This is a genomic window from Methylocystis sp. H62, from assembly GCF_015709515.1.
Lineage (GTDB): Bacteria > Pseudomonadota > Alphaproteobacteria > Rhizobiales > Beijerinckiaceae > Methylocystis.
Window position 1 is genome coordinate 27757 of the sequence record NZ_JADNQZ010000044.1, and the last position, 14829, is coordinate 42585.

Genomic DNA, 14829 nt, shown 5'->3' on the forward strand with positions numbered 1-14829 from the left:
TTGTAGATGGCGCGCATCGTCAATGCGCGCGAACGCGCGCGCTCTGGCGGGACGTCCGCTTCGGCAGGTTCGCCACCGAATAGCTGCCGGGCGGCAAGTGGCCCATTTGGTACCGAAGCGAAGCGGGCCAAACTTCCGCTTTTGGCGTTCATTCCTCGATTATGCGTTTTAGGGCTTCGGCGCGATCCCCAGCCACGGTCTTGTAGAGCTTGTCGAAGTCCTGACCCTTCGCGACGCAGTAGAGGATTCGAACCGTGATTTCAGGGTGCGCGGCGCGCAGTTCACGTGCGGCCTTGAGGCCCGGCCCATCGTTGTCGGCATAGATCGTGAGCCTCGTCACGTCGTTGGGCCAATTGACGACGCCGAAGCGGTCGGCGCCAAGCGTCGCCCATACAGGCTCGTCGAATAGCAATTGCGCGGCCCACGCCTTCTCGAAACCCTCGGCGATGCCAAGCGCGAGAGCGGCCGGTGCGAGGCGGAGCATGGACGCGCCGAGCGGGCCGATCGCACGCCTGGGATATTCAACGTCGGCTTTGCGCCGGCCGCACGGATGCAGGAAGGTGAGTTGAACGCCAATGATTTCGCGCGTCGGCGCCTGGACGGCGGAAACAAGACAGGGCAGGGCGCTTCGCGGCCGCTCTTTGTCGTAGCGATAGGAGGGTAGGAAGCGGATTGACGCCGGCGGCGTGGTCGGTAGACCGCGCTCCGCCAAGAAGCCCTCGGCGATCGTCCCCTTAACGGACACCGCCGATTGCCAGATTCGGCGCGCATAGGCGCTCGTGGTTTTCGGCGCCGGCTTGTCCTTGAGCGGCGGTCGATCTGTGATTTCGGCGCGCGCGTTCAGGTCAACGGCGTTGATGGCGGCGATAACATCGCGCGGATCACAGCCAGCGAAACAATGCAGGATCACGCCCTTGTCGCCGTTGTTGACGCTGAGCGAGGGCCGTCGATCGCCGCGTTGCTTTCCATGAGTCTTCACCGGACAATGGCAGAGATAGCCACGTCCCTCGCGTCGCCCGCCCAGGAGCTGAGCGACGGCATCGGCGCTTACCAGCATCGCTATCGCGGTCGAGCGCCGCGCGCCGCTTCGATGAGGATCTTCGACGGGTGGGGTAGGTCGGCCGCAGCCCAAAGGCCACGCTTTGCTTTCGACGCCTCGCGCTCGGCGACGGCGTATTCGAATTTCGTCGCTTTGCCGGCGGCGTCAGTCGCCGCGAAGGCGAAGCCCTGCGTGATAAGCACGGTGCCGAGGTCGAGCGTATTCCTTCCGATATGGACGGCGCAAACCGAGAAGATGACTGGTGGCGCGCCAGCCCGCGCAATAGCAGTGCATCGAGGCTTCGCGTCGCGAACGATCGCAGCGAGATAGGCGACCGATGCCTCCCCACAATCGGTGCGGACCTTGGCCGAGTTCGTGAAAAACGTCCCGCGAATACAGCTCTGAACGCCATAGAGCCGAAAGGTCTGACCGTTGGCGGACCAAGTGTCGCCGGTCTGGAAGGTAACGCCGGATTGCGGGAAATTGAACACTGGCAGCGCACTCACCGTTTGCGTCTGTGCGCTGGCGAGCAAGGGGAGCGCCGTCGATGCGACGATGAGGGCGAGTCGTGCTGCGGCGCGCATGGTTTTCGTCACGCCAGATTTGGCGGAAGTTGCACGGGCGCGTTGCCTGGCGTCGGTGGGATGACGCCATTCGGCGTCGTGCCGTTGCCGGGGCACTCAGTGCCGCCATTGTTATTTCCGTCATTGCCCGGTCTGCAGGTGGCGGCTGCCTGGTTGATCTTGTTCTGGATCGCGCCACCCCAAGAGCAAATCGACTGGCTATTTCCGTCGAGATTTGCAGAACCGTTCGCGAGGGTCGCATTTGTTGCCCGCACGCCGCCATTGCCTGCGGTTGCGCAAGCCCCGCCGTGTGACTGCATGAAGGCGATGTCGTTTTTGCAGATCAGCTGACCGAACTGAAAGCAGGCCATTAACATACCTGATGTGACGGGCGTTCCACCGACATTACGATTATTGGCGAGCGTAGCGTAGCCGCCGCGTGTATTGGAATTGCCGACCTGCTGCGCCCAGGTGCACACCTGCTGTTGCATCGGGAGGCGCAGATATTCATCGGACGTCATGCCTTGCGGAAGATTCCCGCGTGTAAGCTGAAGGACGCCAAAGTTGTTGCCATTCGACTCGCAGGTATTGCCCCCAGACTCGGCCATCGCCGCTCCGCCAAAATTGCATGCGTTGCTTTTCAGTGTGTCACTGGCGCTGTCGCAGTTTTGGATTGCAGTGGCGACGTCGGACGCGGAATAATGCTGATTGGTGCAGCCCGCCGCGAAAAACGCCTCGACCGGCGAGCCGCCCGCCGTGGTAAGCAACGCTGCGATTGTGAATGAGTGGCGTCGCATTTCGGGCCTCTTGCGGGAAACGGCTATCGGAGATTGACGCGAACGGAAAGCGCGGTCTTCTGACCGGCGGAAACGTCGGTGAAAGAAATTGCGCGCGACACGGGGTCGAACGACGCGATGGTCATGTATTGCGAATTTGCATTGGATGACGCGTCGTAGCCGGCATTGCCGCGTACCGACGAAATCGGCAGCGTCGTATCGGCGACAACCTGCACCTTTCCACCGACAACTTCGGCGATGCGGACCGGGCAAATCAAGGCGTTCTCAGCCGCGGAGCTCGATTCGCAGCCGTCATTGATCGCAGATACGACATAGGAGCGACCGTTTCCCGAGAAAGTCGCCGTCCAGACTTGCGCGATCGATTTTAGGTGAGCGCTCGGAGCCGCCCGCTGCAGGGCGTTGCGGCTCGCTTGAAGCTGCGGCAGCTTGTCGGCCCAAATGACGCTTTGCAAGTCGCCGGCGCCGACAAGCGAAAATTCCTGAGCGATAAGGCGATGTGATTCAGCTTGTGCGGCGCCGGCGGTGAACGGAATGAGAAGCGCGATGACGGTTGCAGCGCTCATGACGACCTCCTTCACATTGCCAGCCAATGCCATGGATACGGCGGGACCGCGCGGCGGCGTCAAAGGCGCAAAGCGCCGACAGAAAATCCGAGGGTCCGCTTGTGGAGACGGATTTTGTGATTGACGCTCATAGCCGCCCGCTCGCGCTATCATCCGCATGGTCGGCCTTGATCGCGAGGGAAGGGTGATGTGCTGCATGGCGTGGCTCCTTTTCATCAGCCGCTGACGGCGCGCTACCGCACCGCATTCTCCGGGTGAAGTGGCACGGATTGAGCGCAGCGGTCGATCTCTTGATGCGACACAGTGTAGCGCAGGCGGATCGTGCGCGTCGGAACATCGTAAGCGGCATAAGTGACGGTCGCGGTCGAGTCCTCAGCCGGCGCGCCAGGCGTCTTCTCGACAAAGCATGCGGCGCCGTCGATGACGCTGTAGCTGTTGTTTTCAAACGTCGCGAGACGCGACGGGCAAACCTTGATTCGGATACCTTGTGTTGGCGACGGATACTCGTCGGTGCACAGGTAGGGCGTGCTGAGCACGCTGAAGGCGACGAGTTTCGTCTGGAAATTGATCGAGAAGTGCCACTCGCTGGCGCCGCGATTGCCAACAGCGATGCTCATATTGAGCCCACCAGAATCGATGGGCGCCGACTTCCTGTTGCTCTCATCGAGGCTGTCCTGCCAAAGCGACGCGAATGATTCGGCTTCGCCGCGCGGGAACGTAAGGTCCGAATAGGCGACGGGGCGCCAAGTTCCCGGGTCCGCCGTGTAGGTCTGCGCGATTGCAACGGCGGAGTAACAGCCAACAAGAAGGATCGCGGCGCTCTTGGCGCGCAAAAGCTCCCAACAATTCATTGCGGGCGCTTCGGCAGGACAAGGCGCAGAACGGAAATCGCCGCTTTTGCAAAGCGATACAGAACGTAGCTCAGCAAGAACATCGGGAGAGCTTCAAGCAACGCGGCACCATTCTTTCGCAAACGCGTTTCCGTCCCGGGAAAAAATACAGCGTTCAACAGAAATTCGATCGGAAAGAGGAACCAGCCAAAAACCTGCAAGGGCTGCTCGTCCAGCCACTGCACCACTGCCATCGCGCCGACGGTCATCACAATGATAGCGCCTTCAATGAGGCCTAACGACCGAACGGCAGGCTCGTAATAATGGTTGTTTGGTTCGTTATTCGACATGAAACGCCCAGCCTGACTGGTTGTCGCGCGCGGTCGCGCAAGCGCACGCCTCAACGGCACGCCTCGCAAACTTATTAGCGCAATTTTTGGTAGTTGCCAATTTCTTAGATGCCCGTTACAGGAAGGCGACTCCAGCGGAGATTCGCCATGCGGAACCTTTTGCTGCCTGCCGTGTGTTGCGTGTTCCCAGCGTTAAGCGCCCATGCCCAGAACGACGGCGCGCGCAAAAGCACGCCGACCGCTGTGGTCGCGAGGGCTGAAGACGTTCGTCAGGATGCGCCGACCAAGGTTGTGCCAGAGAGGTTCGGGCGTCTCGTCGCCGTTGACGCAGCGGCCGAACAGGCGGGCCCCGTCGCTCACCCCCCCGCCAAGCGGCGTCAGACGTCGATCGGCGCGGCACAGGCCAGCGAAGGCGCTCGCGGTGAGCGTTGTGAAAGCGCGATGGACGACGCGAGCCTACGCAATCTCGTCGAGCGCGACGCGGCAAGCGTCGGCGTCGACGAAAAACTCGCCCTCACCATCCTCTCGCTCGAATCGAATGACGGAGCGGCTCTTAATTCGCGCAAGGGCGCGCGCGGCCCCATGCAACTGATGCCGGACACAGCGGCGCAATATGGTGTTCGCGACATATGCAATCCGGTTGAGAACGTGCACGGGGCGATGCTGTTCCTGAAGGAGCTCAGCGCACAATTTGGCGGGAATCTGATGCTGATCGCCGCCGCCTACAACGCCGGGCCTGAACGTGTTCACCAATCGCGCGGCGTGCCGGCGATTGCGGAAACAGTACGCTACGTCGCGAATGCAACCAACGAATATTACGGCTTTGAAGGGGATTTGAATCGGCAAGCTGGGGGCGTGGCCAAGCAATCCAGATCCCACGAGCCGTCCGTTCAAGAGGCTTCGGAGAAACCCAAGGCTGATTCCAAAGGACAGCAATGGATCGGCGGCTCGGTGCTTTACGTCAGCAGCGATAATGATGGAGAGGTGAAATGAACGTTGGGAATGGGCGTGGTTGCCTGTTGCTGAGTTTGATTATTTGCGTTGCGATTTTCGCGTCGAGCGACGCGGCTCTAGCCTCATCCGCAACCTTTCAGCCGCTCAACACCGCGCTGTCGAGCGTCCTTGATTTTATGACGGGGACCTTCGCGACGACGGCCGCAACGGTCGCGGTGGCGGCGGTCGGCTATCTCGCGCTCACATCGCGCATTCCATGGGGATGGGCGTTCTCTGTCGTCATTGGCGTCGCGCTGATCTTCGGGGCGGCGCAGGTGGTGACGTCGCTAACCGGCGGGATGGGCGGGCGCTGATGGCGTCAAGCAGGCCGAAGCTCGATCCTCTCGTCGGCGGATTGACACGGCCGCCGATGATGCTCGGCGTTCCCTATGTGCTGTTTGTTCTCGAATGCTGCGTTGTCGTGCTGATCTTCATCAACACGAAGAATCTGCTGATGTTCCTGTTGTTTCCGCCGATACATGCCGTGGCGTATGTGCTCACGGTTCGGGACAATCGTTTTGTCGATGTGATCCTGACGCGCTTCGGCAAGTGTCCGATTACCCGCAATCACAGATTTTGGGGTGGCGACTCCTACCAGCCGTGAGGTGGCGACGTGGCAAAACTCGCAAAGCACATTCTGCGGTCTTTGACGTTCGGCGCGATCGAGGCGAAAGAGGCCTTGATTGCGAAGCATATTCCCTATCTCCGCCACGTAGGGGAAGAGATCGTCAAAACCAAAGACGGTCATTTCCTCATGGTCGTGAAAGTCGGCGGCTTCTGCTTCCAGACGGCCGATCAAGCCGACATCGATATGCGGCTCTCGGCGCGCAACACGCTGCTACGGGCGATGAACGATAGCCGCTTCGCCATCTATTGCCACACGATCCGCCGAGAGGTCACGCCCGAAATCGGCGGCGATTTCGACAACTGGTTCTGCCGGGAGCTGGATCGCCGCTACATGGCAGGACAGGCGAAAAAGCGCATGTTTGTGAATGATCTCTATGTGACGATCATTCGGCGCGGATTCGTCGGCAAGGTCGGCATGGCGGAGAGGGCCGCGACTCTCTTTCGCAAGGGCCTCGGCGTTGACGAGAAGGAAATCGAACGGGAGGCGATCCGCGAGCTGAAAGACACGACGGCGAACTATTGCAAGGAGATGGCGAGCTATGCGCCGCGCGCCCTCGGCTGCGTGATGCGCAAAGGCGTCGTCTGTTCCGAAATCGCGGAGTTTCTGACGATGCTCATCAATGGCGGCGCGCCGCTGAGCCTTGCGCTGCCGCGCATGCCGCTCGACGCCTATCTCCCGACAAAACGCGTCACCTTCGGAAAAAAGGCGTTGGAACTGCGCGGCGCCTCATCGGCCGATACGCGGTTCGGGGCAATGCTCTCGGTTCGCGAATATCCCGCCTATACGGGGGCCGGGATGCTCGACGGGCTGCTCCGCATTCCCCATGAGCTGATCGTGTCGCAGTCCTTCGCGCTCGAAGATCGGGCGCCGGTCATGACGCATATTGCGAAGGTGGAGCGCCAGATCAAAGCCTCCGACGAAGCCGGAACCGAAGTCGAGGCGGCGATCACGATCGCGCGAAACGAGCTGGTCACAGGCGCGACGGTGCTCGGCTACCATCATCTTACGGTCTGCGCGCTCGGCCGCACGATCCGCGAGATGGAATCCTGCGTGCAGGCGGCGACGCAGGAGCTGCAGAATTTCGGGACGATTATCGTTCGCGAAGACATGAACGCGGAGCCGTGCTTCTGGGCGCAGTTACCGGGCAATTTCGGCTATATCGCCCGCCGCTCCCTGATTTCGTCCCGCAATTTCGTCGGCTTCGCATCCCTGCATAACTTCGCGGTCGGTCAGAAGGACAAGAACCGTTGGGGACCGGCGATCTCCGTCCTGGAGACGACGAGTCAGACGCCATACTGGTTCAATTTCCATCGGCGGCAGGTTGGCAACTTTACCGTTGTCGGCCCGACCGGCTCGGGCAAAACCGTCGGGCTCGGCTTTCTGCTCGCGCAAGCGATGCGCGTGACGCCGCGCCCGCGCGTCGCCTTCTTCGACAAGGATCGCGGCGCCGATCCGCTGATCCGGGCGATGGGCGGCTCCTATGAGGTTCTGGCGCCGGGCGTGCCAACCGGCTTCAACCCGCTGCAACTGGCGGGGTCTGCCGAAGACCGCGCCTTTCTCCACGACTTGCTGAGCTTCATGGTCCGGCCACGCGATGGCTCGGACCTGTCGGCGCAGCAAATCAGGATTATCGAATGCGCGGTCGACCAGATTTTCTCGATTCCCGCGCGCGAGCGCCGGTTTTCCGACGTTGCGCAATTGCTGCGCGGCGCCGAACGAATGGGGCAGGACGATCTCGCGTCGCGCTTCGACGTCTGGACCAATGCGCGCGGCTGGCTGTTTAATAATGACGTCGATCGCTGGTCGGCCACAAACGGCGTCTTCGGCTTCGACATGACGAAAGTGCTCGAAGACGACGATATTCGCACCGCAGCGCTCGGCTACATTTTCCACCGCATTGAAGCGATGATGGATGGCACACCCATGATGCTGTTCATCGATGAGGGATGGAAAATCCTGACCGACGACAAGTTTGCGTCCTTTCTCAACGACAAGCTGAAAACCATCCGTAAGCTCAACGGCATTGTCGGATTCGGAACGCAGTCGGCAAAAGACATTATCCAGTCGCCCATGGGGCACACGCTGCTCGAACAGACGCCGACGAATATCTTCTTCCCGAACGCGAAGGCGGATTATGCGAGCTATGTCGAAGGCTTCAAGCTGTCGGAACGCGAATTCGTATGGGTTCTCAACACCCACCCCGACTCCCGTCAGTTTTTGATCAAGCATGACCAGGACTCGGTCATCGCGCGTCTCGATCTTTCGGACATGCCCGATTTTGTGAAAGTGCTCTCGGGCAATGTCGAGACGGTCGCCGAATGCGAGGAATTGCGCGCGCGGGTCGGGAATGATCCGCGCATCTGGGTGCCCATCTTCTGCGATTGGACCGAAGCCCGAAAGGAGGTCGCCGATGCGGCTTAGCCTTGGCGTCGCCGTGGCCGGCTTCTTGTGGGCCGCTACGGCGGGAGCGATCGAGCCTGTGATCGATCCGCCACGCGAGGGGACGGAAAAGAGCATCGCCGACTGCATAAAAAAGGCGCGGGTCTATAAGGACCAGACGCTCGAGCCGTCGCAAGCGATCACCAAGAGCCATAAGACGCCGGGTTCGGCGGCCGGCTCCGTGCCGCCTGTGGGCAGCGCTGACGTGTCGGGTTCCCGGTCCGACGCGTCCGGCGGTTCGCTCTCCAATATGGATCTGAGCAATCTAACCCCGACGCAGCCGACAAGTGGGCCCGCCGCCTATACACCGCAGTCCCTCAATCTGAAGGCGTCGGCGCAAACGGTTTCATCGCTGCAACAAATGGCGCCAGCGCTGGCCTCGAACACGTCGGATCAACGCTACGCGTCGCTGGCGATCGGCGCGCTGCCGCTCGCGCAGGGCGCATGGGACCAAAACAGTCAAGCGAGATCGAATATTGGCGCGCTTTGGAACCAGCTGATTATGGCCGGGCTTCTGACCACGCAACTCGTGAATCAGCGCAACGTCAATGTCACAGGCGGCAGCAGTTACGCCGCCAATATTTTTAGCTTCGACCCCGCACGGGCGACATTCGTCGACCCGCGTGTGTCGCCTCAATAGGGGAGTGCGATCATGAAGACTCTGCTTTTCATTTGCCTCGCATTACTCGCCGGCGCCGGCACCGCCCATGCGCAAATGGCGGTGCATGACAATCCAACATTTATGCAAGCGCAGCAAACAGCGTCGCATACGGCGCAGATCATGAACTCGAATGAGAACATATTGAACACGGTGAACCAGACACTCGCCGCCGTCACCGGAAGCCGCTCAACCGGGTCGCTGTCCTCGATGGGCCTTGGCGGCGGCTTTCAAATGTCGAGCGTGCCGGAGCTGGGTTCGCTTCTTGGCGGCGGCGGCCTGTCGATGAACGGCCTCGGCTCCTATGGCGCGCTGGCGTCGGATATCATCAACGGGCTCAATCTTGTCAAAACGCTCACCGGCGGCTCGTCCGCCGGGGCGCCGACCGACCAAGCCTATTCGGGCGCGGTCAATACATCCGCGGCGGTTACGGCGGCGGTGGCGGGCGGACAGGCGGCCTCCACCGCGCGCTCCTCGGCCTTCCAGGGCGCGCAAGGCCAAATCGGCTCGTCCGCCGACATCAAGGCCTCGGTCGATCAAAACTCGCAGATACAGACGCAGACGGGGCTGACGATCAATGAGCTGATCGGCTCCGTGAATCTCACCAACGCGTCGCTCAATGCGCAGCAACAGCAGGATCTGGCGGCGCAGTCGAAACTCTCGAACATGATGTCGTTCGATGCGTCAAAGGCGACGCTGGTCGGGCAGTGAGAAAGGGCAGGCGAATGCGGCGATGGTGGATAAGATCGGCGCTTGTCGCCGCCCTGGCGGTCGGGACGGTTGCACTTTCGTCCTGCGCGCACAGGGATTTGATTGCGCCCTGCACACGCGATAGCAGGATGACGTTCGGCGCCGCCTATGCCGACGATTGCGGGCCGATGCGCCCTGTCAATCGCTGAGGCCACGCCACCATGGATATGGTGACGCAGCTCTTTCAGAGGGTCGACACGATCGCGGTTAGCGCCATTGAAGTGATCTACGATTCGATCGCGACCGAGCTGCTTCCCGTCTTCACCGTCGCTTTGACGGCTTACATCGCATATTGGGGCTATGAAATGGTCTACGGCCGCGCGCCGCTGACAGCGGGCGCGTTTCTGTGGCGAATCTTTCGGATCGGCCTGATTTACGCCGTTGGCTTTTACTGGAGCGACTTTTCGCAGATCGTCGTCGAGGTGTTTACGAAGACGGCGAACGGAATCGCGACGGCCATTTGCACGGGAACGGGAGGCACGTCGTGCGGCGCGCCGGAAACGACCGTCGCGGCCCAGCTCTCGAATTTGTTTTCGACCGCGATGCAAGCGGCAAAGGTGATCGCCGCTTCCGGCGGATGGGGAGCCGCAATCGGACTTTCGCTAATGGCGATTGTCCTGGTTCTGCTCACAGTGATTTTCGTGGCGCTCGCGATCACCTACGTTTTGGTCGGCAAGATTGCGCTCTTCATTCTGCTCGGGCTCGCGCCGCTCTTTATCGCAATGGCGCTATTCGAGTTCTCGTCGGCTCTCTTTTCCGGGTGGCTGCGGACCTGCGCCCAATACGCAATCGTTCCCGCGATTGTCTATGGCGTTCTCGGCTTTCTGCTCACGCTGATGACGGCGACGGTCAACAATCTCAGCGGGATCACAGACGTGAGTTCAGGTCTGACGGTCATCGCGCCGTTTCTGATTTTGTGCCTTGTGGGATCGTTCATCTTGCCGCTCTCCCTGTCGATCGCCGCGTCGATCGCCGGCGGACATGCGTTGCACAACGCCTTGCCCGGGACCGCTATGCGCGGCGTGAGAGATTATGCGTATTGGCGTATCGCGCGAGGCTGGCAAAATGGCGGCGGCGCGCGGTCGGAGCCGGCCGCGCTCCCGCCCCCACATGCAACCATAACCCAAGGGGCGGCGACGATTTCGCCCGGGGCTGGCAGTCGCGACTTTTCCGCCGATCCACGCGCCGAGCAAGTGGCGGGCGCGCTGATCGAAGCCCGCGTCGCGCAAGCGCGCGCCCGAAATCGTGAAGGCTGAGGCAGATGCAAATCAAGGCGGGAAACGGGGTCGACCAGCCCCTCGTGAACGAGTCCTACTTTCACGACGGCGCGCGCTGGGAGCGGGATATTTACCGGCGTCTCGAGATTTCAAGAAATGTCTGGCGCGTCGTCGCGGTCGCGGCGCTCGTTTGTCTTGCGATCGGGCTGCTGACCCTGCTGTCGCTGGTTCCACTCAAATCAACCGAAGTCGTGACGTTGCTCGTCGACAAGGCGACGGGTTTTGTCGAGGTCGCCAAACCTTTGGAAGAAGGCGGGCCGATTTCGCAGCGCGAAGCGGTCACGCAAGCCAATATCGTTCGCTACATTCGCGCCCGCGAAACCTATGATCCGCCCGCCCTACGGGACAATTTCGAGCTGGCGTCGCTGCTCTCAGCCGGACAAGCCAGCAAGGATCTGCAGGAAGCCTTCTCGCCGAACAATCTTCATAACCCGGTCAAGCTCTACGGGATCAACGGCCGCATCCGCGTCATCGTTCATAGCGTGAATTTCCTGTCGCAAGGGTGGATGGAGAACCCCAAATCGCCAGCGACAGCGGCCGTGCGCTTTACCTCCGTTCGCACAAGCGATCGCGAGCGGATGGAAGAGCACTGGGCCGCGAATGTGCGCTTTCGCTACACGGCGGAGCCGATGAAGAACGAATGGCGGTGGGACAATCCGCTCGGCTTTCAGGTTATCGAATATCGGAAGGACCAGGAGACTGTCGCGCCAATCGTCGGCGCGGCCCCGGTCGAAGCGCCGACCGTTGCGCCACCGACGGGAGCCCCCGCGCCATGAGAGCGATCTCCCTTCTTCTGGTGTTGACTATGTTCGCCGCCGCTCCCGCGCTGGCCGAACAGGCGCCGCGCGCAGTCATCCAGGACTCCCGTATCCGAACCGTGCCGTTTCAGCGTGACAATGTTGTCGTGGTGCATGGCGCGCTCGGCGTCTCGACGATGGTCGCGTTTGGTGACGATGAACGCATCGAAACCGTCGCGATCGGCGATTCCGTCGGATGGCAGGCTGTGCCGGACCAGTCGAAGCGCTTTCTCTTCATCAAGCCGCTCGAAACCCATGCCGTCACCAATATGAACGTCGTGACGCGAAAGCGCATCTACAATTTTCTCCTGCGGGCCGTCGATAATCGGGCGTCGGTGGTGTTCAAGGTCCGCTTTACCTATCCCGATGTCGAAGAGGATCAGCGTCTCTTGGCGCTCGCGAAAGCGAAGGCCGCGATGCCCAATTATCGCGCGCTCATGTCGCGGCCCGGCACGAATTTCGATTACACCTACAAAGGCCAGATCACGGCAAAGCCCGATTTCGTCTTTGACGACGGGATCAAGACCTATTTCCGGTTCGGCGGAGAGGTCCCGGCGATCTTCCTCGTGAAGCCCGATCGCAGCGAAACGCTCGTCAATTACCGCCGCGAAGGCGAGATTATCGTGGTCGACAAGGTCGCCGGGCAATTCACCATGCGAAAGGGTGACGAGATGGCCTGCGTGTTCAATCTGCGCGCCGAGTCCATGCCCGCGCCGATCACGTGGGAAACCGATGTGCAGCCGCAATATCAAGCCGAACACGCGACGCAACCGTTCTGGACGCAGATTTTAGCGCCGGGGCAGGCCGCGTCATCAGCGCAATAGACGGAGGGAAACCGACATGGCTGCGGATTTCGATGAGGAGGGACGCCTCGCAGGCGAAACCATCACGCGCCAGTCGTCCAATCCGGGGATGGCCCTGGGTGCGCTTTTCTTCGCCCTCGCCGTGCTTGTCCTCGGCCTGTTCTGGTATGCGTCCGCGCGCAAGCAGAACCGGCCGCAAAACGTCGCCGAAGAAACATTCGCGACGGCGAGGTTGCAGCCGGGGCTCGGCATCAACGCGACGCCGGCGCCCGCGCCGCCTCAAAACAAATTCGTGATCCCGCCGCCGGTCGTTGTGAATGATCCACCGCCCGCGCCGAAGGCGGAACCTTTCGACGATAGCGAAGCGAAGCGCCTCGCCGAACTGGAGCGGCTGCGCAAGGAGGCGGAAGCGAGAATACAGGCGCGTCTGCGCTCCCCGATGCTGATCGTCAGCGACAAGGAAGGCCTCACGAATGGCGATCCGTCAAGAGTGACGGCCGAAGACAAGGAGGAAGATCCGCATCGGCGGTTCCTCGCCAATTCTGAGCGGCAGGTGACGAAGGCTTACGCGGAAGAAATCAGGCGGACTGATGCCCTTGTCCCGCAAGGCTACATGATCCGGGCGACGCTGGAGACGGCGATCCAGTCTGATCTGACGGGCATGGTGCGGGCAATTACAACGGAAGATGTCTATTCCTTTGATGGCCGCCGCGTTCTGATCCCGAAAGGAACGATGCTCACCGGCGAATATAAATCGGGTCTCGCCTATGGGCAGACCCGGGTTTTCGTCGTGTGGACGCGCCTGCTTCGCGCCGATGGCGTGTCGCTGATGCTGCAATCGCCGGGAACGGATGCGCTTGGTCGTTCGGGGCTAACCGGCGAGGTCGACACCCATTTCCTGCAACGCTTCGGCAGCGCCACATTGCTGACGCTGGCCGGCGGGGCCGCGCAATTCGCGTCGGCGCTGGGACAAAATTTCAATCAGAATCAAGGCCAGCAATTCGTACTCGATCCCGCATCGGGAACGCTGATCCCGCTCAATGCAGTGTCGCAGGGACAAATTCTACTGAATGCGCGTCAGATCGGTGCGCAAACGGTCGCACAAAGCATCACGCGCATGGCGCAGGAAGCCTTGCGCAACGACATCAAGGTTCCGCCGACGATCCATATCGACCAGGGAACGCCCGTGATCGTGTTTGTCAAACGCGATCTCGATTTCTCCGATCTCTACCCCGATCCTGTGAAAGAGGCGTTGTATGAACTTCGTCACCCCAAGAAAGCCGCAGGCGCCCGAGGTTGCGACGCGCCCGCTCTGGGAGACGCTGCCGGTCTACTTCCGCGAGGCTGCGCGTCCGATTCAGCGCTGGTTAGAAGATATTGACGTCATCGAAATCTGCGCCAACAGGCCGGGCGAAGTCTGGGTGGAAGCGCTCGGCAAGCCGCATATGGAGCGCTTCGACGTTCCCGAGCTGACCGAGGAAGCGATCACGCGGCTGGCAACGCATGTCGCCGCCTCGACGCAACAGTCGGTCAATTCGTCGACGCCGCTGCTCTCGGCCGCGATGCCGCATGGCGAGCGATTTCAGGGGGTGCTCGCGCCGGCGACGCCGCATGGCGGCTCATTCTCGATCCGCAAGCAAGTCATCGCCAATCTGACGCTCGCCGACTATCGGGCGCGCGGCGCGCTCAATGGCGTCAAAGTCCGCGGCCCCAGGACGTTTGAGGCCGACGAATACCCGGAAATCGAGCGGGAGCTCGCCACTCTCCTCAAGGATCATTCGCCGGATGGCATTCGGCGCGCGATCGAATTCGCCGTCGTCAATCATGTGACGATGATTATTTCCGGGGGAACGTCCTCGGGTAAAACGACGTTCCTCAATGCGCTGCTCAAACATGTGCCGGAGACGGAGCGCGTCGTATCGATCGAAGACACGCGCGAACTGAAACCGCCGCAGCCGAACTGGCTGCCGCTCGTCGCCTCGAAAGGCGGGCAGGGCCTTGCCGATGTGACAGTCCAGGAGCTGCTCGAAGCGAGCCTTCGTCTTCGGCCCGATCGGCTGTTTCTCGGCGAGATTCGCGGCGCGGAAGCCGCGACCTTCTTGCAGGCAGTCAATACCGGTCATCCCGGCTCGCTGACGACGCTGCACGCCGACAGCGCCTACGGCGCGTTTCAGCGGCTCGCGCTGATGACGCTGCAATCCAATCTGAAACTGACCAAGGCGGAAATCATCGAATATGTGCGTTCGGTGGTGCCGATGGTCATCCAGCTGCGACGCCGCCCGACGCGCGGCGTCGCGGAAATCTATTTTCGCGGCTATGGCGGCGAGTAACGGAAAGGGCGA

17 protein-coding genes are annotated in these 14829 nt (G+C 61.2%); 11 read left to right on the forward strand and 6 right to left on the reverse strand.

What is annotated here, in order from left to right:
• Positions 1-148: 148 nt before the first annotated feature.
• The 6 genes from IYY11_RS04635 to IYY11_RS04660 all read right to left on the reverse strand — a co-directional run bounded on the left by IYY11_RS04635 (position 149) and on the right by IYY11_RS04660 (position 4142).
• The gene (locus tag IYY11_RS04635) at positions 149-1057 is read right to left on the reverse strand and encodes a toprim domain-containing protein (RefSeq protein ID WP_154454050.1); all 909 of its coding nucleotides are present in this window, start codon (positions 1055-1057) and stop codon (positions 149-151) included.
• Between the two features lie 2 nt (positions 1058-1059).
• Positions 1060-1623, reverse strand: a complete 564-nt coding sequence (locus IYY11_RS04640) for a thermonuclease family protein (protein WP_154454049.1) — start codon at positions 1621-1623, stop codon at positions 1060-1062.
• Between the two features lie 8 nt (positions 1624-1631).
• On the reverse strand, positions 1632-2399 hold the full coding sequence (locus IYY11_RS04645) for a hypothetical protein (protein WP_154454048.1): 768 nt from the start codon (positions 2397-2399) through the stop codon (positions 1632-1634).
• 23 nt (positions 2400-2422) lie between these two features.
• On the reverse strand, positions 2423-2962 hold the full coding sequence (locus tag IYY11_RS04650) for a hypothetical protein (RefSeq protein ID WP_154454047.1): 540 nt from the start codon (positions 2960-2962) through the stop codon (positions 2423-2425).
• Between the two features lie 233 nt (positions 2963-3195).
• The gene (locus IYY11_RS04655; protein WP_154454046.1) at positions 3196-3813 is read right to left on the reverse strand and encodes a hypothetical protein; all 618 of its coding nucleotides are present in this window, start codon (positions 3811-3813) and stop codon (positions 3196-3198) included.
• Complete coding sequence (locus tag IYY11_RS04660; protein ID WP_154454045.1) at positions 3810-4142, reverse strand: hypothetical protein; 333 nt, start codon at positions 4140-4142, stop codon at positions 3810-3812. The genes IYY11_RS04655 and IYY11_RS04660 overlap by 4 nt, the downstream gene beginning before the upstream one ends.
• A 441-nt stretch (positions 4143-4583) precedes the next feature.
• Here IYY11_RS04660 and IYY11_RS04665 point away from each other — a divergent pair, with 441 nt between their 5' ends.
• From IYY11_RS04665 to virB11, 11 genes are all read left to right on the forward strand, one after another.
• Positions 4584-5135 (forward strand): lytic transglycosylase domain-containing protein, encoded by a 552-nt coding sequence (locus tag IYY11_RS04665; protein WP_196392044.1) that lies wholly within the window; start codon positions 4584-4586, stop codon positions 5133-5135.
• On the forward strand, positions 5132-5449 hold the full coding sequence (locus IYY11_RS04670) for a TrbC/VirB2 family protein (protein WP_154454043.1): 318 nt from the start codon (positions 5132-5134) through the stop codon (positions 5447-5449). The genes IYY11_RS04665 and IYY11_RS04670 overlap by 4 nt, the downstream gene beginning before the upstream one ends.
• The gene (locus IYY11_RS04675; RefSeq protein ID WP_154454042.1) at positions 5449-5739 is read left to right on the forward strand and encodes a type IV secretion system protein VirB3; all 291 of its coding nucleotides are present in this window, start codon (positions 5449-5451) and stop codon (positions 5737-5739) included. Before IYY11_RS04670 ends, IYY11_RS04675 begins: the two co-directional genes overlap by 1 nt.
• A gap of 9 nt (positions 5740-5748) precedes the next feature.
• The gene (locus tag IYY11_RS04680; protein WP_154454041.1) at positions 5749-8184 is read left to right on the forward strand and encodes a VirB4 family type IV secretion system protein; all 2436 of its coding nucleotides are present in this window, start codon (positions 5749-5751) and stop codon (positions 8182-8184) included.
• Positions 8174-8842 (forward strand): hypothetical protein, encoded by a 669-nt coding sequence (locus IYY11_RS04685; protein WP_154454040.1) that lies wholly within the window; start codon positions 8174-8176, stop codon positions 8840-8842. The genes IYY11_RS04680 and IYY11_RS04685 overlap by 11 nt, the downstream gene beginning before the upstream one ends.
• A gap of 12 nt (positions 8843-8854) precedes the next feature.
• A complete protein-coding gene (locus IYY11_RS04690) occupies positions 8855-9571 on the forward strand; it encodes a type VI secretion protein (protein WP_154454039.1) in 717 nt (238 codons plus the stop codon).
• A gap of 200 nt (positions 9572-9771) precedes the next feature.
• Positions 9772-10866 carry a type IV secretion system protein gene (locus tag IYY11_RS04695; RefSeq protein ID WP_154454038.1) on the forward strand — a complete coding sequence of 365 codons (1095 nt, stop codon included), beginning with the start codon at positions 9772-9774 and terminating at the stop codon, positions 10864-10866.
• Positions 10867-10871: 5 nt separating this feature from the next.
• Positions 10872-11663: a virB8 family protein gene (locus IYY11_RS04700; protein ID WP_154454037.1), complete on the forward strand. Its 792-nt coding sequence runs from the start codon at positions 10872-10874 to the stop codon at positions 11661-11663.
• Complete coding sequence (virB9, locus tag IYY11_RS04705; RefSeq protein WP_154454036.1) at positions 11660-12508, forward strand: P-type conjugative transfer protein VirB9; 849 nt, start codon at positions 11660-11662, stop codon at positions 12506-12508. The genes IYY11_RS04700 and virB9 overlap by 4 nt, the downstream gene beginning before the upstream one ends.
• 16 nt (positions 12509-12524) lie before the next feature.
• Positions 12525-13868: a type IV secretion system protein VirB10 gene (gene virB10, locus IYY11_RS04710; RefSeq protein ID WP_246695846.1), complete on the forward strand. Its 1344-nt coding sequence runs from the start codon at positions 12525-12527 to the stop codon at positions 13866-13868.
• Entirely contained in the window at positions 13843-14817 is a 975-nt protein-coding gene (gene virB11 / locus IYY11_RS04715) for a P-type DNA transfer ATPase VirB11 (RefSeq protein ID WP_246695855.1), read from the forward strand. Before virB10 ends, virB11 begins: the two co-directional genes overlap by 26 nt.
• Positions 14818-14829 lie beyond the last annotated feature (12 nt).